The 20,714-nt window shown below is 64.2% G+C and carries 17 protein-coding genes; 3 read left to right on the top strand and 14 right to left on the bottom strand.

The genetic code is table 11. The annotated features are described in order from the left end of the window. Window positions 1–45 precede the first annotated feature (45 nt). Both X757_RS152885 and X757_RS152890 read right to left on the bottom strand, forming a co-directional pair. Window positions 46–2,007 carry an acyltransferase family protein gene (locus X757_RS152885; protein WP_023726095.1) on the bottom strand — a complete coding sequence of 654 codons (1,962 nt, stop codon included), beginning with the start codon at window positions 2,005–2,007 and terminating at the stop codon, window positions 46–48. A gap of 59 nt (window positions 2,008–2,066) precedes the next feature. Next, window positions 2,067–2,720, bottom strand: a complete 654-nt coding sequence (locus tag X757_RS152890) for a TetR/AcrR family transcriptional regulator (protein WP_023726094.1) — start codon at window positions 2,718–2,720, stop codon at window positions 2,067–2,069. Between the two features lie 108 nt (window positions 2,721–2,828). Here X757_RS152890 and X757_RS152895 point away from each other — a divergent pair, with 108 nt between their 5' ends. The 3 genes from X757_RS152895 (at window position 2,829) to X757_RS152905 (ending at window position 7,385) form a co-directional block, all read left to right on the top strand. Then, a complete protein-coding gene (locus X757_RS152895; RefSeq protein ID WP_023726093.1) occupies window positions 2,829–3,515 on the top strand; it encodes a PspA/IM30 family protein in 687 nt (228 codons plus the stop codon). A 65-nt stretch (window positions 3,516–3,580) separates the two neighbouring features. Next, window positions 3,581–3,868 (top strand): YiaA/YiaB family inner membrane protein, encoded by a 288-nt coding sequence (locus X757_RS152900; RefSeq protein ID WP_023726092.1) that lies wholly within the window; start codon window positions 3,581–3,583, stop codon window positions 3,866–3,868. 91 nt (window positions 3,869–3,959) lie between these two features. Next, complete coding sequence (locus X757_RS152905; RefSeq protein WP_023726091.1) at window positions 3,960–7,385, top strand: acyl-[ACP]--phospholipid O-acyltransferase; 3,426 nt, start codon at window positions 3,960–3,962, stop codon at window positions 7,383–7,385. 48 nt (window positions 7,386–7,433) lie between these two features. Here X757_RS152905 and X757_RS152910 read toward each other — a convergent pair whose 3' ends face one another. The 12 genes from X757_RS152910 to exbB form a co-directional block, all read right to left on the bottom strand. Further along, on the bottom strand, window positions 7,434–8,645 hold the full coding sequence (locus X757_RS152910) for a hypothetical protein (protein ID WP_023726090.1): 1,212 nt from the start codon (window positions 8,643–8,645) through the stop codon (window positions 7,434–7,436). Window positions 8,646–8,694: 49 nt separating this feature from the next. Further along, window positions 8,695–9,645, bottom strand: coding sequence for a hypothetical protein (locus X757_RS152915; RefSeq protein ID WP_031251245.1), 951 nt, complete (start codon window positions 9,643–9,645; stop codon window positions 8,695–8,697). 128 nt (window positions 9,646–9,773) lie between these two features. Then, a complete protein-coding gene (locus X757_RS152920; RefSeq protein WP_023726088.1) occupies window positions 9,774–11,555 on the bottom strand; it encodes an ABC transporter ATP-binding protein in 1,782 nt (593 codons plus the stop codon). A gap of 187 nt (window positions 11,556–11,742) precedes the next feature. Then, the gene (locus X757_RS152925; protein WP_023726087.1) at window positions 11,743–12,687 is read right to left on the bottom strand and encodes an acetamidase/formamidase family protein; all 945 of its coding nucleotides are present in this window, start codon (window positions 12,685–12,687) and stop codon (window positions 11,743–11,745) included. Next, entirely contained in the window at window positions 12,677–14,272 is a 1,596-nt protein-coding gene (locus X757_RS152930) for an ABC transporter substrate-binding protein (protein WP_373432835.1), read from the bottom strand. The genes X757_RS152925 and X757_RS152930 overlap by 11 nt, the downstream gene beginning before the upstream one ends. Window positions 14,273–14,348: 76 nt before the next feature. Continuing rightward, window positions 14,349–15,269, bottom strand: coding sequence for an ABC transporter permease (locus tag X757_RS152935; protein ID WP_023726085.1), 921 nt, complete (start codon window positions 15,267–15,269; stop codon window positions 14,349–14,351). Window positions 15,270–15,282: 13 nt separating this feature from the next. After that, the gene (locus tag X757_RS152940; protein ID WP_023726084.1) at window positions 15,283–16,185 is read right to left on the bottom strand and encodes an ABC transporter permease; all 903 of its coding nucleotides are present in this window, start codon (window positions 16,183–16,185) and stop codon (window positions 15,283–15,285) included. Beyond that, complete coding sequence (locus X757_RS152945; protein ID WP_023668589.1) at window positions 16,163–16,777, bottom strand: ANTAR domain-containing response regulator; 615 nt, start codon at window positions 16,775–16,777, stop codon at window positions 16,163–16,165. The genes X757_RS152940 and X757_RS152945 overlap by 23 nt, the downstream gene beginning before the upstream one ends. After that, window positions 16,774–17,868 carry a transporter substrate-binding protein gene (locus tag X757_RS152950; RefSeq protein ID WP_023704989.1) on the bottom strand — a complete coding sequence of 365 codons (1,095 nt, stop codon included), beginning with the start codon at window positions 17,866–17,868 and terminating at the stop codon, window positions 16,774–16,776. Before X757_RS152950 ends, X757_RS152945 begins: the two co-directional genes overlap by 4 nt. Window positions 17,869–18,039: 171 nt before the next feature. Next, a complete protein-coding gene (locus X757_RS152955; RefSeq protein WP_023726083.1) occupies window positions 18,040–18,999 on the bottom strand; it encodes an energy transducer TonB in 960 nt (319 codons plus the stop codon). Further along, window positions 18,996–19,454 carry a TonB system transport protein ExbD gene (gene exbD / locus X757_RS152960; RefSeq protein WP_023726082.1) on the bottom strand — a complete coding sequence of 153 codons (459 nt, stop codon included), beginning with the start codon at window positions 19,452–19,454 and terminating at the stop codon, window positions 18,996–18,998. The genes X757_RS152955 and exbD overlap by 4 nt, the downstream gene beginning before the upstream one ends. Before the next feature lie 6 nt (window positions 19,455–19,460). Next, window positions 19,461–20,438 (bottom strand): tonB-system energizer ExbB, encoded by a 978-nt coding sequence (exbB, locus tag X757_RS152965; protein ID WP_023726081.1) that lies wholly within the window; start codon window positions 20,436–20,438, stop codon window positions 19,461–19,463. Between the last annotated feature and the right edge of the window lie 276 nt (window positions 20,439–20,714).

The following is a 20,714-nucleotide window of genomic DNA, read 5'->3' as shown; positions in this document are numbered from 1 at the left end:
GGAATTTTCCTGCCTGTCGACACATCTAAGTTCCGAGACGTCTCGTCAAAGCCCCGCCTTCGCTGCGAGATAGGGCGCCAGGGCAAGCGAGTAGCTGGCGGTCAGATGATGACTGTCCCGCCAGACGATGATGTTGCCGACAACTGCCGGGCATAGTTGCGGCCCGCAAATGGCATCGAGCATATCGATGGCGCGCACATTTTTCTGTCCTTCCGCGGCCAGCGCCAACACGTTGCTCCGCTCAATATCGCTCAGTTTGGTGACGCATTTCGTTGGGGTCGAACTCAGGCATTCGCCCGGGTCGAATTTCATATAGGGCGTGTTGCGGATGGCAACGATTTGCGAGCCGGCGTCCGTCAGCCCGCCCCAGAGACTTCGCAGCCCCTCGATCATCACGTCTTGCTGAACCGCTCCGTAATTGGACTGGCTGGTGAAGATCAGATCCGGTTTCAGCTTTAGGATCTCGGCCAGCACCTTTTCGTGCCACTGCGCGCATAAGACGTTGGGTTTGCCATCCGCCGTGATGGCCACGCGGGTGAATGGGCAGGCGGATTTTGTAAAGGTAACCAGTTTGAAGTTGCGGTCCTTTGCGATCTTGTCCAGTGCCGGCACCCACTGGGCTGCATGAGAATCTCCCACCAGAACCATTGTTTTCGCACCCGTGGGATCGCCTAGAGAGCATCGTTTGGGCTCCGAGCTTTCCTCCTGGTGGCACTTCCTTGCATACACGACCGGCACGTCCCGCCTCAGCCGGGCCAGCGGCGGCAGAAGGTTCACACCGTCCGGGACCACGGCGCCGGAGACGAGAGCGGCGGGCCCAGGGTAGGAAGGCGTGCCGATCAGCGCGGTGTCGATGCGTTCGGTCTTCAGAAAGAGCAGCAGGCTGCCGGATGCGGCCACGCATGTGAGAACCGCCGCGGTGCCGTATCCCAGCGGCTTCCACCAGGCGCCGCCCCGAGCTTGCCGGTAGCGCTGCTCAACATATCGATAGGACAGATCCGATAGAAGCAGGGTCGCCGCAATCAGGCCGAAACCGCCGGCAAGGGTCAGCGAATGACCCTGCGCCTGGGAGATGGTGATCAGCGGCCAATGCCATAGATAGACCGAGTAGGAGCGATCGCCGATGAAACGAAGTGGCAACGAATCGAGCCCACGAAACCGGCCGACTTCAACCTCGCCAGCCAGGATGACCAGCACTGTGGCCAAGGTCGGCAACAACGCACTGACGCCGGGAAATGGAGTTGCAGCGGAAAACAGCAAGGCGGACGCAACGATGCCCAGGATGCCGGCGATCGCCAGCCACTGTCTAGTGAGTGCCGCCAGTCGAAACTGGTGTTCGGTCAGCACCAGCAGACCACCCAGCGCCAATTCCCACAGGCGGGTATGGCTGACGAAATAGGCCTGGGCCGGATCCGTCGCCGTCAAAACGACAGAGGCAACAAGTGATGCCGCGAAAATGAGCGACAACGCCCCGATCAAGCAGGCCCTCAGCGGAAGGTCACGGCGGCGCGCCAGCCAGATCACGCCGATCATCACCAACGGCCAGGCGATGTAGAACTGCTCTTCGATGGAAAGCGACCAGTAGTGTTGCACCGGGCTCGGCAAGGTGTCGGCCTCGAGATAGCTGACCGCAATCGAGGCCAGCCGCCAGTTCTCGACATAAAGAGCGCTCGCCACGATCTGGTTGCCTATTTCCTCCCAGCGCGCCTTTGAGATGAAAAGCAGCGTGCCCAGCAATGCCACCAGCAGCACCAGGGTTGCTGCCGGCAACAACCGTCGCACCCGTCGCGAGTAGAATTCGATCAGTGAAATCCGGCCGCCGCGCAGCGCCATCTGCGCCAGCAGGCCCGTGATCAGATAGCCCGAGATGACGAAAAAGACGTCGACGCCGACATATCCGCCAGGCAGCACATCCGGCCATATGTGATAGACCACGACAAGCGCGACGGCCAGTCCGCGCAACCCTTGTATTTCGGGTCGAAACCGACGGTTCTGATCGATTGGCACCGGGTATCCCCCAACAGTCTCAGCCGGCCTGGATCAACCGGCAGTCCGCGCCACGATCTTCATAAGGGCAGAGTGCCGTGAGGCAAGAGCCGATCGCAGCAGTTCATTCCCCTTTCCGTCTCCAGTCCGCTCACCAGCGTGCCGACGAAACCCAGCAGCTCACTTTCGAGATCGGTGGGCGCCAGGCCAATGAAACGGTCTTCGAGCGAGATGGCGACGATCCCATGCACGGCGGAGAACAGCGTGCGCGCGCGGGCCAAAAGCTCCGGCGTTGCCGCCGCCGGGAGCAGCGCCGCCAGCGGCTCGACCAGATGCTGGATCAGCACGGCATGTTCGGCCAGATGCCATCCGGGCACCGCCACGCCTGGCGCCATGCGATGCTCGAACAGCGCCTTCCACGCCATGCGATTGTCGCGCGCGAAAGAGAGATAGGCTTTGGCCAGAGCCCTCAGCTTGGCCCTTGGCTCGGCCGCGCCGGTCGCCTCCTGTTCCAACGCCGCCCCAAGTCTTGCCAGCGTGATCGAGTTGACGTGCAGGATGAGCTCGTCCAGGTCGGCGAAGGCGGTGTAGAGCGCACCCAGCGCGCAGCCGGCATCCGCCGTAATGTCACGCGCACGCAAGCCGGCGAGGCCCGAGGCTTGAATGCGCGCTTGCGCCGCCTCGATCAGCCTGCCCTTGAGATCCTCGCGTTTGGCGTCCCGTTTTGCGGTCATTAACCTTCCCTATACGAAATTTATGAACGTCGTTCATTTTTGTCTTGAACGCCGTTCACGATGTGTTACGTTGCATTCGTGAACAACGTTCATAGAGGAGAAACGAGAATGTTGAAACAGTTTTTTGCTCTCGTCCGCGGCCGAAGCTATGAAGCCGCCGAGACGGTTGTCGACCGCAACGCGCTGGTGATCCTGCGCCAGCAGATCCGCGATTGCGCCGACGCTATCGCCGCCGCCCGCCGGGCGGTCGCCATTGCCATCGCCCAGAACGAACAGGAAGTCGTGCAGTTCAAGAAACTGGTCGTCCGCATCGACGATTTGGAGAAGCGCACGATCGCCGCGATCGAGCAGGGACAGAATGAACTGGCCCGCGAAGCCGCCGAAACCATCGCCATGCTGGAAGCCGAACGCGACGCCTCCAGCGAGGCGCAGAAGAGCTTCGGCACCGAGATCGAGCGTCTCAAGCGGATCATTCGCGTCTCCGAAATGCGCCTGCGCGAATTGCAGCGCGGCCAGCGCATCGTTGCCGCGGTCGACTCGACCCAGCGCCTGCGAGAAAGCGCGCCCGGCTCCAGCCTGTCGGCGCTCAGGGACGCCGAGGAGACGCTGCTGCGCCTGCGCACCAGGCAAAAGCAGATCGACGCCACCGCGGCCGCCATGGCCGAGATGGAACAGTCGGGCGATCCTGCCGCGGTCTCAGAGAAGCTTGCGGCCGCCGGCTGCGGCGCGCCGCTGAGAAGCAGCGCCGACGCCGTGCTCGAACGGCTCACGAAGACCATGACCAAGCCGGCCTGATTGTATCCAGCCTGAAACAGACCCACGCCCAACCAACCTAACCTTGAAACGAAAGGACCATATCGATGACCCCGAACACCTATTCCCCCAAGGACTCAAGCGCCTGGAAGACCTTCACCATGGCCAGTTTCGCCGTTGCCACCACAATGATGGCCGGCGGCATCTACTTCATGGAGGCGAGCTTCGCCGCCAAGGGGTTTTATGCGATGGCCGCCATCATGCTCGTGCACACCTCGATCACCATCACCAAGACGCTGCGCGACTCGGAAGAGGCAAGCCGCTTCATCAACCGGCTGGAAGACGCCAAGACCGAGAAGTTGCTGATGGAAGTCAGCCGCAGTAACGAAGTGTAACCGGGTTCCCGCTAAACAAGGCTCAACGCGCAAGACCGCTGATCAATCCAGCCAGGATTTTAATCGGTCTTGCCCAATGGAAGTCGCCGCTATGGAAATCGCCCCGATCAACCGACCGACAGCTCATCTGATGACGTCCAGGCGCTTTGCGCCCTTGTTCTGGACGCAGTTCCTGTCCGCCTTCAACGATAATTTCCTCAAGAACACGCTGGTGTTCCTTATTCTGTTCACGCTGGCGGCGGACCAGGCGGCATCACTGGTCACCTTGGCGGGCGCCGTCTTCATGGCCCCCTTCCTGCTCCTGTCGGCGCTCGGCGGCGAGCTCGCCGACCGCTTCGACAAGGCGCTCATAGCCAAGCGTCTGAAATTCGCCGAGATCGCCGCGGCGGGTGTCTCCGTCGTCGGCATCGCCCTGTCGTCCATTCCCGTGCTGATGACGGCGTTGTTGATGTTCGGCATTATCTCGGCGCTGTTCGGACCGATCAAATACGGAATCCTGCCCGATCACCTCGAACGCAAGGAACTGCCCAAGGCCAACGCCTGGATCGAGTCAGCCACGTTTGCCGCGATTCTCGGCGGCACCATAGCCGGCGGCGTCGTTTCCGCCGATGGCATCGGCGTCGCGGTGTTCGGACCGATCATGATGGCGCTCGCCGTCGGTTGCTGGCTCGTCAGCCGCTACATCCCGTCCACCGGTTCGGCGGCGCCCGACCTTGTCATCGACAAGAACATCTTCCGCTCGACCTGGCGCCAGGTCGCCGAATTGCGCACCGACACGCGCATCTGGCGCGCCGGCCTGATGACGTCGTGGTTCTGGCTGATCGGCGCCATCGTGCTCTCGCTCCTGCCGGTCCTGATCAAGGATTCGCTCGGCGGCAACGAAATGGCCGTCACCGTCTACCTCGCCGTGTTCGCCGTCTCGATCGCCATCGGTTCGGCCATCGCCGCCTGGATGTCGCAGGGCCGCATCGTGCTGTTGCCGGCACCGGTCGGCACGGCGCTGCTCGCCCTGTTCGGCCTGCATCTCGCCTGGACCATCTCCGGCATGACGCCGTCGCCCCAGGCGGAAACCCTTGGCGCATTCTTCGCCGGCCCAAACACGATCCGCGTCGCCATCGACCTCGCCGGCATGGCCATTGCAGCCGCTTTCCTGGTGGTGCCGACCTTCGCCGCCGTGCAGGCCTGGTCGCCCGAAGCGCGGCGCGCCCGGGTCGTCGCCGCCGTCAGTATCGTCAATGCCGGCTTCATGACTGGGGGCGGCATCATCATGGCCCTGATCCAGACGAAGGTCTCGACCGGCGGCATCCTGTTCGGCCTCGTCGCGGCCAATGCGATTGCCGCCTGGCTGATGCTGAAATATTTGCCGACGAACCCCTTCCGTGACTTCGTCTCCATCCTGTTCCGCGCTTTCCTGCGCCTCGAAGTCGAGGGCATGGAAAACCTCAAGGCGGCCGGCAAGGCGCCGATCCTGGCGCTCAACCATGTCAGCTTCCTCGACGGTCCGCTCGCCTTGACGCTGACCGATGAGGAACCGGTCTTCGCCATCGACTACACCATTGCCCAGGCTTGGTGGATGAAGCCGTTCATGAAACTTGCCCGCGCTTTGCCGCTCAACCCGGCCAAGCCGATGTCGACCCGCACGCTGATCAAGATCGTGCAGGGCGGCGACCCGCTGGTGATCTTCCCGGAGGGACGCATCACCGTGACCGGCGGCCTGATGAAGGTCTATGACGGCGCCGCCATGGTTGCCGACAAGACCGGCTCGATGGTTGTGCCGGTGCGCATCGACGGGCTGGAGAAGACCTACTTCTCGCGGCTGAGCTCGCAGCATGTGCGCCGCCGCCTGTTCCCGAAGGTCAAGGTGACCATTCTGGAACCGGTCAAGCTCGAGGTGCCGCAAGAGCTGAAGGGCCGCAAGCGCCGCGCCGCGGCGGGTTCCGCGCTCTACCAGGTGATGTCGGATCTCGTTTTCCGCACCCAGGACATCGACAAGACCGTACTTGAAAAGATCATCGAGACGGCGAACGAACGCGGCATGAAACAGCTCGCAGTTCAGGATCCGGCCACCGGTTCTCTCAGCTACAGCAAGCTGCTCACGGCTGCCGCCGTGCTTGGTGAGAAGTTCCAGAACCTTTATGCCGACCAGCAGACGCTGGGCATCATGCTGCCCAACGCCAACGGCTCTTGCGCGACACTGCTCGGCGTCATGTCCGCCGGCAAGGTTCCGGCGATGATGAACTTCACCGCAGGTGCTGCCAATATTCTGTCCGCTTGCAAGGCCGCCGAAGTCCGCACCGTGCTGACGTCCCGCGCGTTTGTCGAACAGGCAAAGCTCGGCGCTGTAGTCGAGGAACTCGGTCGCTCGGTCGACATCGTGTGGCTCGACGATCTCAGAAAGACCATCAGTCTCAAGGATAAGCTGCTCGGCTTGCTGCGCAAGTCGACGCCGCGCGCGAAACGCAAGCCCGGCGATGCGGCGGTGATCCTGTTCACCTCGGGTTCGGAAGGTACGCCGAAGGGCGTCGTTCTGACGCACCGCAACATCCTGGCCAACGCCGCCCAGGCGGCGTCGCGTATCGACTTCCATTCGGGCGACAAGGTGTTCAACGTGCTGCCGATCTTCCACTCCTTCGGCATGACCGCGGGCACGGTGCTGCCGTTGATCTCCGGCGTGCCGGTCTATTTCTACCCCTCGCCGCTGCACTACCGCCTCGTGCCGGAACTGATCTACGGCTCGAACGCGACGATCATCTTCGGCACCGACACCTTCCTCTCCGGCTACGCGCGCACCGCGCACCCCTACGACTTCCGCTCGATACGCTACTGTTTTGCCGGCGCGGAACCGGTCAAGACAGCGACGCGCATGACGTATATGGAGAAGTTCGGCCTACGCATCCTCGAGGGCTACGGCGTCACCGAGACGGCGCCGGTGATCTCCATCAACACGCCGATGTACAATCGCTCTGGAACCGTCGGCAAGATCATGCCCGGCATGGAATACCGCCTCGATCCGGTCCCCGGCGTCGACGAAGGCGGCCGGCTGTTCGTGCGCGGCCCCAATGTCATGGCCGGTTATCTCCGGGCCGAGAAGCCCGGCGTGCTCGAACCGCTCGACGACGGCTGGCATGATACGGGCGACGTCGTCGCTATCGACGAAGGCGGCTTCATCACCATTCGGGGCCGCGCCAAGCGCTTCGCCAAGATCGGCGGCGAGATGATCTCGCTCGCCGCTGTCGAAGCGCTGGCCGGCGAATTGTGGAAGGGCTCGCTGTCGGCGGTCGCCACGGTGCCCGACGCGCGCAAGGGCGAAAAGCTGATCCTCATCACTGAGGCATCCGGCGCCACACGAGCGGAATTCCTCGCCTACGCCAAGGCCAACGGCGCCATGGACCTGATGGTCCCGGCCGAAGTGCGGGTGGTCTCAAAGGTACCGGTCCTTGGCTCCGGCAAGCTCGACTTCGCCGCCGTGACAAAAATGGTGCGCGACGAAGAGGCCTTGAAGACCAAGGCCGCCTGACCCGGCTACGGCAACGGGCCGACGCAAGAGCCGGCCCGTTCAGTATGATCAACCCTTCGCATGCCGCTGCGAGATCAGCATCGCCATGCGCTGGACTGCCCGCAGCTCCATTTCCACGCCCGGCGACGATGCCAGCGCCGGCATGTTGAGCGCCACCACGGTCAACGGCTCGAGCGTCGCCAGCAGCACATGGGTCGCCTCAAATTTCTCGAACAGCCATGCCAGCTGCTCGCGTATATCCTGGTCGACTGGCGCCCCCGGCTGCGTATCGGCGAGCGAGCGCACGGGCTCCTGCTCCAGTGCACGGGCCAGCACCTTCAGGTCGAAGTCGCCGAGGTCCCCTGCCGGCAGGATCAGCGCGCCGTCGACAAGGATATGGCTCTGCAGGCCGCGCAGGAAGCGCGCCGAGTCGGTGAGATCACCCTCGGCCATGTGCTTCAGCAACGAGTCGCGGCGCTTCTCCGCGGTGAGGCTGACGCTGTCATTGTAGATGACTGCCAGCAGCGTCGCCGACAGCACGATCACCACGCCCTGCACACTGCCGCGCCAGCCGAGATCGTCGATGCCGCCCAGCGCCAGCCCGGCGAAAACCGAGCTCAGCGTAATCACGGTAAAGGCGCCGATCGTGTCGCGATGGCCGAGGCTGGCGCGTCCAAGGCCGATCGTCAGCCAGCACAGGAACAGGATGGCGATGCCGCCAAGCCGAACCGGCACTTCGAACAGGCCGGGCCGGTAGTCGGTGACCATGAACGGAATGATCAACAGCAGCGACAGCGCCATGCGCTCGACCGTGCGGTTTTCGGCCGCCGACAGGCTGTCGCGATCGCGCGTCGTCACCAGCCAGCCGATGGCGAGAAAACCTCCGAACTGGAAGGCAAGTAGTACCGCCATCCGCCATGGCTCGGCAAAGCGTTCCGGGATCGGCGCCAGCAGTACAAACAGCAGGGCGCCGCCGGCGGCAAAGAACTTTAGCGCAAACGGCGCATGCCGGCGCAACAGCCCCTCGGTCAGCAGCAGTGCGGCCAGCGGCAGCAGGCCCGCCGCCGCGATGGTGACGAAGCGGAAGAGTGCGAGGCCGGTAGTCCAGTCGAGGATGCGGCAGGCGAGCAGAACCGTCAGCACCCGCAAACCGAACAGAAAACGCCGCGACAGCGGATCGCCGGTGTCGCGCCCGCCGACGACCGATATCACGATCAGCAGCCCGAACAGCGCCGCCAGCGAGGTGATGGTGTCGGCCACGAGCGTGTCGTCGAGGTTCATCGGTCAGCGCCCATCAGCTCACACCCAGGCATCATCACGGATGAAGCCATCAGCGTGTCCATGGTCTCAGCACATTCCATTGGCGGCTGCTATCCGCCCAGTGTACCACCGGCAAAACCAGCCGCTGCAGCGTGGCCGCCGCACCTGCTACCGCAAGGGCGGCAAGCGAGCCGCGCGGAACCGCGTCGGCGAGATAGGTGCGCGCCGACTGAAAGCTCATCTGTCCGATCTGCAGCACATCATCGCCGCGCGTGTAGTCGAGTTCCTTGCGGCAGAACTCGTTAAAGGTCTCGACGCGGTGCTTGGCCGCCTCGTCGAAGGTCTTCTTCAGATCGTCCGAGCCGCCCGTATAGGCGTTGGTGATGACGAAGCGCTCTTCGTCGAAACCAGCTTCGGGGCCGACACCGAAGACATGGCGATGGCGCGCCATGATCTGCCGCGCCAGAAGCACATGGGTAAGCGAGCGGCGCGCGCCGGCATGCGGTCCTGGGAACACATTGCTGAACGCCTCCGCGACCATGCCGACGACAGCGGGTACCTGGGTGACATTGGAAATCCAGATCGGCCGCAGTTGATTGCGCAAAAACATCAGGAAGCAGGTCAGGCCGTAGAGGATCCAGCTCAGCCCGCGGCTGCGCTCGTCGGGATCGATCATGACCAAACCGAGGTGCAAGACTTCATAGGGCTTGCCGGCGAGCGATATCTCCATCAGCGCCAGCGAGTTGAAGGCGATCGGCTGCCGGTCGCTGCGCCGGTAGACAATGGTGATGATGGAATGTTCCAGCCGGCTGAGGTCGCCGGAAAACACGCCATAGGTCAGGCTGCCGAACTTCAGTGTCTTGGACGCTACCAGCCGCAGATCGCTGCTCAGCTGCTCCAGTTCGGCAGCCTTCATCCAGCGCCCGGGCCGCTCCACGACGCGCGTCTCGTAGTCGGCGGATACGCGCATGCGCACATCCATGAACCGACCCGGCAGCAGCTGCAGAACCGCCTTGAGCACTATTTTTCCCCGTGGCAAGAACTCCGACCGTATAGTGGCCGCCGTTCACCTAAGACGCGGTAAACCCGAGACGGCAGTTCTTGGTTGTACTCAACAAAGTAAAAGAACAGCTGCCAGCCAGTGCGGGCTCAGCTTTCCGCAGCAACCAGATGGCCGCCGCCGACATCGTTCAGCGCCAGCTTCAGCGGCGCCTCCTCGATCCTGCGGGTGGCGCTCGGGATTTCCTGGTCGAGGCGCGCGAAGCGCGTTCTGCGCTGCGCCGGATCGGGCACCGGCACGGCGTCGATCAGCCGCCTGGTGTAGGGATGGCGCGGGTTGGAAAACACCTGGTCGCGCGTGCCCATCTCGACGATCTGGCCGAGATACATGACGGCAACGCGGTCGGAAATGTTCTCGACCACCGCCATGTCGTGCGAGATGAAGAGATAGGCGACGCCGAATTCGCGCTGCAATTCCTTCAGCAAATCGAGCACACGCGCCTGCACCGAGACGTCGAGCGCGGAGACGCTTTCGTCAGCGATGATCAGTTTTGGTCGTAGCGCCAGCGCTCGGGCGATGCAGACGCGCTGGCGCTGGCCACCGGAGAATTCGTGCGGGTAAAGCTCCATCTGGTCGGCCGACAGGCCGACACGCTCGAACAGCGCCCCCACCCGTTCGCGGCGCTCGTCCTTGGAGGCGATGCCATGGATCACCAGCGGCTCGGCGACGAGCTCGCCGACGCGCATGCGCGGATCGAGCGAAGCGAAGGGATCCTGGAAAATCATCTGGACGTCACGGCGCACCGCCTTGCGCTCGTCGCGGCCAAGACCGGAGAGATTGCGCCCGCCAATGACGATGTCGCCGCTATACGGCGCCAGTCCGGCCAGCGCCTTGGCGGTCGTCGACTTGCCGCAGCCGGATTCGCCGACCAGAGCAAGCGTTTCGTTGGGCGCGATCGAGAAGCTGACGCCCTCGACGGCGTGGACGCGGCGGGTGACCCGGCCAAAGATGCCGCCACGCAGATCGAAGCGGACATGCAGGTCGTTGACCTCGGCGACATTGGCCGGTTTCAAGACGTCAATCGCATCCCTGGATTTCTGTCGACCGACACCACTGCCGATGCGCGGCACGGCAGCCAGCAGTTCGCGCGTATAGTCGGCCTGCGGGCGGGCAAAAATATCCGATGTCGTGCCTTCTTCGACCATGCGGCCGTCGCGCATGACGATGACCCGGTCGGCCATTTCGGCAACCACGCCCATATCGTGGGTGATCAGGATGACGCTGGTGCCATGCTGGCGCTGCAGGTCGCGCAACAGCTCCAGCACTTCGCCTTGCACGGTGACGTCGAGCGCCGTCGTCGGCTCATCGGCGATCAGCACGTCGGGCTCGAGCGCCAGCGCCATGGCGATCATCACCCGCTGGCGCATGCCGCCGGAGAGTTCGTGCGGAAACTGCTTTAGCCGGCTTTCCGCCTCCGAAATGCGCACCGCCTTCAACGCCTCGATCGCGCGCTGGCGGGCTTGCGCCGACGACAGGCTGGTATGCGCTTCGATGGATTCGGTCAGTTGCCGGCCGATCGACAGCACCGGATTGAGCGAGGTCATCGGCTCCTGGAAGATCATGGCGATGCGGTCGCCGCGAATGCGCCGCATCTGGCGTTCGTCGAGGGTTGCTAGGTCGGTGTCGCCCCGATTCCCATCCCGAAGACGGATCATGCCTGACGATATGCGCGCCGCCGGCTGCGGCAAAAGCTGCATGATCGCCAGCGCGGTCATCGACTTGCCGGAGCCGGATTCGCCGGCAATGCAAAGCGTCTCACCGCGCGCCAGCGTCAGCGACAGGTTGGAGACTACATTGCGCTCGCCGTCCTCGCCGCGCACGCTGACGGAGAGGTTGGCGATGGAGAGGACGGGGGTGTCGGCGAGGGTCATTGTGGGTGGAGCCCTGCGACGGATTGGTTCCGTCGCACCATTCGCACAAACCTTGGCGCTGCCCCCCACCCGGACGTCCGGTCCGACCTCCCCACAAGGGGGAGGTAGGGCGGCAGCGCTTTACCCTCCGCCTTGTGGGGAGGGTCGCTGCGAAGCAGCGGGGTGGGGGTGCAGCGCCGACCTGACATCATTCAAACACGCAACGCGGAAAATAGAACGACACCACCCAATTCGGCATGTCGACGATCTCGCTGATGCGCAGATCACCACACACCGAGGCCAGCATATAGGCCTCGACCGGATCGATCTGGTAACGCCCAGCGAGCAGATCGACCATCTGCGCCACCGCCTCCTTCGCGCCCGCCATCAGATCCGGCCCAATCCCCGTCGTCACCTCGTAACCCTTGGCGTCGAGATGGCGCGTCACCGGGCCCGGCGTGGTGAAGCGCGGCGTCTTCAGCCTGGCGTCCTTGACAAGGTCGAGCTTGAGCTCGACGTCCATCGGGCTCTCGATCGCCGTGCCGCAGACCTCGCCATCGCCTTGTGCGGCGTGCGTATCGCCGACCGAGAACAGCGCGCCGGCCACCTCAACCGGCAGATAGAGCGTCGTGCCGGCAGCGAGATCGCGGATGTCGAGATTGCCGCCGACCCGCCGTGGCGGCACCACCGAGTGAAGCCCCATCTCAGCCGGCGCATTGCCGATGGTGCCGGCGAACGGCTTCAGTGGCACGCGCGCGTTTTTCCCGAACAGCGCCGGTTCGAGCGCGGCTGCATCGTATTTCCAGATGTTCAGCGCCGGTTCCGTGAAGTCATCGGCGAGCAGGCCGAAACCGGGAATGTTCGCCGTCCAACCGAAGCCGGACGGTTTGAACATCTCGATCGTCACCTTGAGCGCGTCACCCGGCTCGGCGCCCTCGACGAAGATCGGCCCGGTCACCGGGTTGACCCCGGCGAAGTCGAGCTTGACGATTTCGGCGACCGTGCTGTCGGCGTTCAGCTGGCCGCCGGCGGCATCGAGGCACTGGAACTCGATGGTCGCGCCGGGCGCCACCCGCTCGGCCGGGATAAAGGAATTGTCCCAGCCGAAATGGTGATGGCGCCCATGGATGGTGTAGTCGCAGCTATTGCACATCTTTTACGTACACATTGTCATAGTTGATCGGGATATGGACCGGGTCGACATAGAGGTTGTCGGCGCCGCCCATTCGGGCGGATTTCATGGTGAAGCGCTGTTCGTTGAAGACCGGCGCCCAGGGCGCGTCTTCCATCACCTTGTCGTAGATGGCGCTCCACATCTTGTCGCGTTCGCCGGCCTTTGCCGGGTCGACCACAGAATCCGCCTCGGCCGCCTTGGCGTCGAGGTCCTTATTGCAGTACCACGACCAGTTCCAGCCGCCCGGCACCGCGCCGGCGCAGCCGAGGATCGGGCCGTAGAAATTCGACGGATCGGGGAAGTCGGCGATCCAGGCCATGCCGCCCGACCAGATCATCGGCGCGCCGGCCTTGTCACCGCCGGCGGCGATGACATTGGCCTGCGCCAGCGACTGGATGCTGGCCTTGATGCCGATGGCCGCCAGGTCCTGCTGGATCGCCTGGGCAATGCGCGGGTTGGGATCGGTGTTCATGGCGAACAGCTGCGTGTCGAAACCATCGGAATGACCGGCCTCGGCCAGCAGCGCCTTGGCCTTGGCTACGTCATAGGGATAACCTTTGTATTCCTTGTCGTAGCCCGGCATCGACGGCGGCAGCGGCTGGTTGGCCGGCACGGCGCGGCCGTTGATGATCTGGATGATGCGCGCCTTGTTGAGCGCCATGTTGACGGCCTGACGCACCTTCACATTGTCGAACGGCGCCATGGTGGTGTTCATGGTGACGTAGCCGGTGTGCAGCTGACCGCCTTCGACGACGCGCGCCTTCTGCTCGGGATCGGCCATCACCTCCTGGAATTTTGCCGGCGGAATGCCGTCGCCGGGCACATCGATCTCGCCCTTCTGCAAGCGCAGCAGCGCCACGATCGGTTCCTGGCCGATCTCGAAGGTGATCTTGTCGAGATGCGGCAGGCCCTTGTGCCAGTAATCCGCATTGCGCTCGAAGACGATGCGTTGGCCGAGTGTCCACTCGGCGAGCTTGAAGGCGCCGGTGCCCACCGGATGCTTGCCGAAATCGGCGCCATATTTCTCGACCTCTTCCTTCGGCACGACATGGGCGAAATTGATGGCCATGACATGCAGGAAGGTGGCGTCGGGCCGGGTCAGCTCGAACTTCACCGTGTAGGGATCGACGACGGTGACGCCGGAAAGGCCTTCGGCCTTGCCGGCGGCGACATCGTCATAGCCCTTGATCGAGCCGAAGAAGCCGGCGCCGGGGCTCTGCGTCTTCGGATTGGTGACGCGGTCGAGCGAATATTTCACGTCGTCGGCCGTCATATCGCGGCCATTGTGGAATTTCACGCCATGGCGCAGCTTGAAGGTAAAGGTCTGGCCGTCGGGCGAAATCTCGTAGCTTTCTGCCAGATCGGGTTTCAGGTTGGTGGTGCCTGGCTCGTAATCCATCAGCCCATCGAACAGGCTCTTGATCATCGACCAGTTCTGCCAGTCATAGCCGATCGCCGGATCGAGGGTCGCAACATCGTCCTTGTAGGTGATGGTGATGGCGCCGCCTTGCTTGGCGTTGGGATCGACCGTGTCTTCGGCGCGGACGCTTGTCATGCCGAGCATGAGGGCCAAGGCGGATGCCGCGACTGTGGATGCGAGAAACTTTTTCATTGTTGTGTTCCCTTTCTCTGTTTCATTTTCATCTGAGCTTGATGCGGGGATCGATGAACGGCGCGATGATGTCGGCGAGCAGATTGCCGAGCACGATGGCGAAGGCCGACACCAGCGTGACGCCCATGATGATCGGAATGTCGACGCGCTGGATCGCCTGCCACGCCAGCTGACCGATGCCGGGCCAGCCGAACACGCTTTCGACGACGACGATGCCGCCCATGAAGATGCCGATGTCGATGCCGATCATGGCGATGACCGGCAGGATGGCGTTGGGCAATGCATGGCGAAAGATGATGGCGCTGCGCGCCAGGCCCTTGGCCCGCGCGGTGCGGACATAGTCCTGGCGCAGCACGTCGATCATCGAGGAGCGCATCATGCGCGCATACCAGCCGGCGCCGAGTATGCCCATGGTCAGCGACGGCAGCACCAGATGGCGCCATGTGCCGTAGCCGCCGATCGGAAACCAGCTCAGCCGCACGGCAAAGACGTAGAGCAGCAACAGGCCGACGACGAATTGCGGCGCCGAGACGCCGACGAAGGAGGCCACCATCAGGGTCTGGTCGGTGGCGGAGCCGCGCTTGACGGCGGCGATCAGCCCCATGGAGAGCCCGATCAGCAGTTCGCACAGGATGGCGCCTACCATCAAAAGCAGGCTGGCCGGCAGCCGCGAGACGATGAGCTCGGTAACCTCCGAGCGCTGTATGTAGGAGCGGCCAAGATCGCCGCTGACGAGCTTCGTCAGGTAGTGCCAATACTGGACCACGAAAGGCTGGTCGAGGCCGAGTTGCTGGCGGATGTTTTCCACCGTCTGCGGCGTAGCACTGCGGCCGGCAATCTGCCGCACCGGGTCGGCCGGCAAGAGGTAGAGCAGCGCAAAAGTGATCAGCGAGACGCCAAGCAGGATGAGCAGCGACTGGATCAGCCGGCGGCCGAGATAGGCGATCATGACCGGCCCCCCATTATTCCCGGCCCCTTTGCGTCGGATCGAGGATGTCGCGCAATACGTCGCCGATCAGGTTGAAGGCCAGCGCCAACGCCAGGATTGCGGCGCCGGGGAAGAACACCAGCCAGGGCGCGGCCTGGAAATAGGTCTGGTTCTCGAAAATGATGTTGCCCCACGACGCCGTCGGCGGCTGCACGCCGATGCCGAGAAAGGAAAGCGTCGCCTCCAGCAGCACCGTGGTGGAAATGCCGAGCGTGCCCCAGACGATGATGGTGGGCAGGAGATGCGGCAGGATGTGGCGAAACAGGATGCGCGGCGCGCCGGCGCCGATGCTGCGCTCGGCATCGATGAACTCGCGTTCGGCCAGCGACGATGTCTCGGTGTAGATGACACGCGCCGTCTGCACCCAGTTGACCAGCGCGATGACCATGGCGACGATCCAGAGACTCGGCTGAAACACTGCCGCCAGGCAGATGGCGAGCAGCAGCGCCGGGAACGCCATCATCAGATCGGTGAAGCGCATCAGCGCGCTGCCGATCCAGCCGCGGAAATAGCCTGCGGTGACGCCCACCAAAGTGCCGATCAAAAGCGCCACGCCATTGGCGACGATGCCGATGATGAGCGAGGTGCGGGCGCCGTAGAGGATGCGGGTCAAGAGGTCACGTCCGAGCAGGTCGGTGCCGAGCCAGTACTGGGCGCTGGGCGGCAGCGGCGAGCCCTCGATGGTCAGGCCGTCGAACATCTGCTCGTTGGGGTCATAGCCGGTCAGCCGGGGCGCCAGCACAGCGCCGGCAAGGACAATGGCGACGATGACCAGGCCGAGCAGCGCGAGGCGGCGTTTCACCAGCCGGCGCCAGACACCGGCGCGCGGTTTTGCCGGCATGCGCACCGGTAGATCAGGCGCGATGGGACTGGTCATCGCCGCCTTCTTCCCCCGTCGCTTCCTCGCTTGTCATTGCCACGATCCGACGCGCGGCATCCTCGACGCTGATCTGCCAGCTCATCGCCAGCGAACGCAGCTGCGCATAGGCGCGCTCGTCGTCGCTGCCTTTCGACAAGGCCGTCACCGCGCGCACGATGGTCTGGCGCTCGGCGACGCGCTGGCGCAGCGACGCTATCTCGCCGGCTAAATGTTTTCGGGCCTCGAAACTCTGTCTCGCGATCAACAGAGCGCTGTAGACGCCGGCATTGCCGACCGGCTTCAGCAGCTGCGCATCGGCCTTGTGCGACAGCGCCCATTCGATACGCCCCGGCGCCTCGGAACCGATCAGCGCCACCAGCGGCATCGGCGCCTCGCCCGGCTTCCACGGGAATTGCTCGTCGAAACCGAGATCGGCATCGAAGAAGACGAAATCGGCGGCGAGAGCTTCCGGCGGCAATTCCGGCCAGCAGTCGATCGTAGCCAGGCCGATGGCCGACAATTGCCTGGTGATGGCCTGCACCGTCGGATGCGGGCGATGCAGGATGAAAGCCCGCGCGCCGCCGAGATTGGGGATGCGCGTCCGGGTCATGACACCACTCTCAGACGCGGACGGCCGAACGTCTTGGCGGGGTCGTAGCGCGACAGATATGGATCCGGCGCGACCTCATCCTCCTGGCTGACGACCTCGAAGAAGCCATCGGCGATCCGGCCGATGATCACCGGCAGCGTCGCGTGCTGGGAGTGGGCGTCGATGGCGATCGGCCCGAGCCGGGTGGAGAAGCGCCGCTCGGCGAAGGCTTTGGAAAATTCCGCCGGGCCGGCATCAGTGTCGCGCGACAGCACGTCGGCCATCACCTGCACCGAGGCATAGGCGGAGGCCTCGAAGGACGAAGCGAAGGCAGCCGGCCGGGGCGCGAAATAGGGCCCGACCGACAGATGCCCTTTCCCTGTATCGCCGATCGCCGGCAACTCGCCTTCGGTGAGGTTGCAGGAGATGACGGGGCAGTTTTCCGGCCTGAATGCCGCATCCTCATCGCCCAGCTCGCGGTAAGCCGCCAGGAAGGCGTAGGATGAGGTGCCGATCAGATTGTTGAGGATGAAGCTCGGCCTCGTCGCCCGGATTTCCGCGATCAGCCGCGACACGTCGGTCTCGCCGATGCGCAGATAGCGCTCGCCCAGCACTTTGCCGCCGGCATCCGCGATCAGGTCGCGCGCCACGCGGTTCATCTCCCAGCCCCAAATGTAGTTCGAGCCGAGCAGGAAGCCGTTGGCGCCGAAACGCGGCACGACATGCGCCATCAGCGGAACCAGATGCTGGTTGGGGCAGGCGTGCATGTAGACGACATGCTCGTTGGCCTCGAACCCTTCATAGGGGCAGGCATACCAGAGCATGCCGGCGGCCTTCTCCAGCACCGGGATGGTTTCCTTGCGGCTCCACGAGGTGACGCAACCGACGACATGGCGCGCGCTGCTGGTCCTGAAAATGTCCTCGCACAAAGTCGCGTAGCGATCGGCATTACTTTGCGGATCGCGCTCTACCGGAACCAGTTCGATGCCATAGCTCCGATCGGCATTGATGTCGGCGATGGCGCGCATGGCGCCCATCCGGCACGCATCGGAGACCAGCTGGTAGCTGCCCGAGCGGGAATACAGGATGCCGATCTCGATACGCCGTTTCAAACCGATCCTCAGAAATGACAATGCCCCGCAGCCAGCGCCGGAGGGCGAGGCATACGAGGCATGTTTGCCGCCCGGCGACCAAGGCCGGTATTTTGCGCTAGCGTATTCGGTCCGGCGGGTCAGTCAAGCGGGAAAGTACGTGGTCATGGGATCGGCCTTGTCCGGCTGCTTCTAGTTCCGCAGCGTGAACATCAAAGGCGCCACGACAGCCGTACCGGCCTTCTCAGGCGGTGGCGCGGGCACCGTCGCACCCTGCAGAATGCCGAGCGCGGCGCGATCGAGATCGGCGTCCCCCGAAGATCGTGTCAGCCGGACGGAGGTCACCTTGCCCGAAGCGCTGACGACGAAGGTCACATTTGCGGTACCCACGGCGCGCCGCGACCTTGCCGCGCTCGGGTAGCGCTTGTGCCGATTGATCCATCCGATCAGCTGGGAGTTCCATTTGCTTGCACTGACTGATGATCCTCTCGATTGCGAAGCCTTCGGCGCCGACGCCTTCGCCGCTGCCTTTTGATCGACACTGGCGGTCACGACCGCTTTCGCCGGCGCGGCCTTTTCCTTCTTCTCTTTCGGTTTCGGCTTGGGTTTTTCGGCAGCCTTCTTCGCCTTCTCGATCGGCTTGGCCTCCACCGGCTTGGTCTCCGCCGGCTTGGTCTGGGGCAGCGGAATGACCACATCCGGCGCTATGGTCGGGACGATGTCGGGCACCACCTCATCCAGCGGCGGCGATTGATCGGGCTGCTCGGCCGCTGCCGTCTCGATCGGAGCGGTCTTATCGAGTTGAGCCGCTTCCCTCTTCTCGGTGACCGGCTCCGGCTTACCGGGCTCGGGCTCCACGACGGGCTTCAGTTCGGCAACCGCCTCCTCGATCTGGTTCGGCGGCTCGGGCGTCACCACGTCGGCCGCTGAGTCCACCCGCACCGCCGGCGCCACCATCATCGGCGACAGCTCGATAGCCACAGCCGGCGGCGGGCCGCCATCGGCCATGTTGGCCAGGCTGAAGCTCTGGACGGCATAGACGAACGCGACATGCGCGCCGACAATGACAATGGCCGCAGCCGCCCACAAGCCAATTTCGCGCACGCCGGCGCGCGGCGGGTCGGCCGCGGGGGCGGCGGCCAGTTGCGTCACGGGGCGGCGCCCGGGTGCGCCGCGGATGCGTCCGCCGGCACCGTCTCCAGCCCCACCAGCGCGATCTTCAGATAACCGGCGCCGCGCAGCAGGTTCATCACCTCCATCAGCTCGCCATAACCGACCGCCTTGTCGGCACGCAGGAAGATGCGGGTCTGCTTGTCGCCCTTGGTTCTGCCGTCGAGCACCGCGGCGAAAGCCTGGCGCGGCACGCTGTCATTGCCGATCGCCAGCGTCAGATCGTCCTTCAGCGTCAGGAACAGCGGCGTTTCCGGCCGGGGTGCTGGCGTCGCCGTCGAACCCGGCAGATCGACATTGACGTCGACTGTCGCCAAGGGGGCAGCGACCATGAAGATGATCAGCAGCACCAGGATGACGTCGATGAACGGGGTGACATTGATCTCGTGGTTTTCTTCGAGATCGCCGTCGATAGCCTCGCGAATTCTAGCCGCCATGGCCCATCACTCCGCCGCCAGCGCGGGCGCCTGCGGCACCGTGCGGAAATCGAGATCGCGGCTGACCAGCCGTTCGACCCCGGCCGAGGCATCGGCAAGAAGCTGCCGGTAGCCGGCTATCGACCGCGCAAAGACGTTGTAGATGACCACCGCGGGAATGGCCGCGACCAGGCCCATCGCCGTGGCGAGCAGCGCCTCGGCGATGCCGGGCGCGACGACCGCGAGGTTGGTGGTCTGCGCCTGCGAGATGCCGATGAAGGCGTTCATGATGCCCCAGACGGTGCCGAACAAGCCCACGAAGGGCGCCGTCGAGCCGATCGTCGCCAGCACGCCGGTGCCGCGCGACACGCGCCGCGCCGCCGCCGCCTCGATGCGCGACAGGCGCGACGTCACTCGTTCCTTCAGCCCGTCGCCGGTAACATGGCCGAGCGCACCGGCCGAAAGGGCAGTCTCTTCCTCGGCTGCCCGCACCAAAAGCGCACCGGGGCCGCCACTGTTGCCAAGCGAGCGCCCGGCCTGGCGCAGTGTGGCGGCATTGCCGATGGCGCGCGCAGCGCGCCGGGCGCCGAGCTTGCCGAAGAGAATCTCCAGCGATTTGGCCAGCCAGACCGTCCAGGTGACGAGCGAGGCGAAGGCCAACCCGATCATCACCGCCTTGACGATGATGTCGGCGGCCATGAACATGCCCCAGGGCGACAGATCGTGCGGCAGCGTCAGCGATATTGCCGAAGCCTCGGCCTGCGCGGATGCACCGGGCTGGGTTGCCGGCTGTGGCGCGGTCGGCGCCGCCTGCCCGGCAGTTGGCGGAGCCGGCGGGACAGGCGCAGCCGGTGCGGGCTGTTCGACTACAGTTGGCGCCGACTGGGGAGCTGCAGCGGGCACCGTCGTCACCCTGGGCTGCGTGTTTGGCCGCTCTTGCGCAGCAGCGCTGCCGGCCGACAGCATGACCGCGGCCAGCGCCGCCAACAAACCATTTCTGGACACGCTTCGTCCTCGCTTCGTCATTGCAAACCGATCGGCTGGCCGGTGACGGGATGCGGGAACCCCCCGATCTCGACCCCGAAAACTCCAGCCACGGATTCTGGCTTCTCTCAAACACGGGACGGCCGCTGGAAAATAATTCAGGCCGCCGAGTGCCCCTGCTTGACTATAAAACATGAATTTACTAGTCAACAAACAAGATGACTTTTTTGGCCAACGATTATGGGCGCGATGTCTCAACGGCACATCGTCTTGGCGTCGGTTCGCCTGGCGTCGTTG

The organism is Mesorhizobium sp. LSHC412B00, from assembly GCF_000503035.1.
Lineage (GTDB): Bacteria > Pseudomonadota > Alphaproteobacteria > Rhizobiales > Rhizobiaceae > Mesorhizobium.
The sequence above is the reverse complement of the archived record's forward strand: the minus strand, read 5'-3'. Positions and strand labels throughout refer to the sequence as shown.

Bases quoted from the DNA above. Each gene is read 5' to 3' on its own strand.
- X757_RS152910 (WP_023726090.1), bottom strand. From the start codon at position 8,645: ATGAACCTCGACGACACGCTCGTGGCCGACACCATCACCTCGCTGGCG.
- X757_RS152940 (WP_023726084.1), bottom strand. From the start codon at position 16,185: ATGACCAGTCCCATCGCGCCTGATCTACCGGTGCGCATGCCGGCAAAA.
- exbD (WP_023726082.1), bottom strand. From the start codon at position 19,454: ATGGCGGCTAGAATTCGCGAGGCTATCGACGGCGATCTCGAAGAAAAC.
- X757_RS152920 (WP_023726088.1), bottom strand. From the start codon at position 11,555: ATGACCCTCGCCGACACCCCCGTCCTCTCCATCGCCAACCTCTCCGTC.
- X757_RS152900 (WP_023726092.1), top strand. From the start codon at position 3,581: ATGACCCCGAACACCTATTCCCCCAAGGACTCAAGCGCCTGGAAGACC.
- X757_RS152930 (WP_373432835.1), bottom strand. From the start codon at position 14,272: ATGCTCGGCATGACAAGCGTCCGCGCCGAAGACACGGTCGATCCCAAC.
- X757_RS152945 (WP_023668589.1), bottom strand. From the start codon at position 16,777: ATGACCCGGACGCGCATCCCCAATCTCGGCGGCGCGCGGGCTTTCATC.
- X757_RS152925 (WP_023726087.1), bottom strand. From the start codon at position 12,687: ATGTGCAATAGCTGCGACTACACCATCCATGGGCGCCATCACCATTTC.
- X757_RS152905 (WP_023726091.1), top strand. From the start codon at position 3,960: ATGGAAATCGCCCCGATCAACCGACCGACAGCTCATCTGATGACGTCC.
- X757_RS152890 (WP_023726094.1), bottom strand. From the start codon at position 2,720: ATGACCGCAAAACGGGACGCCAAACGCGAGGATCTCAAGGGCAGGCTG.
- X757_RS152895 (WP_023726093.1), top strand. From the start codon at position 2,829: ATGTTGAAACAGTTTTTTGCTCTCGTCCGCGGCCGAAGCTATGAAGCC.
- X757_RS152935 (WP_023726085.1), bottom strand. From the start codon at position 15,269: ATGATCGCCTATCTCGGCCGCCGGCTGATCCAGTCGCTGCTCATCCTG.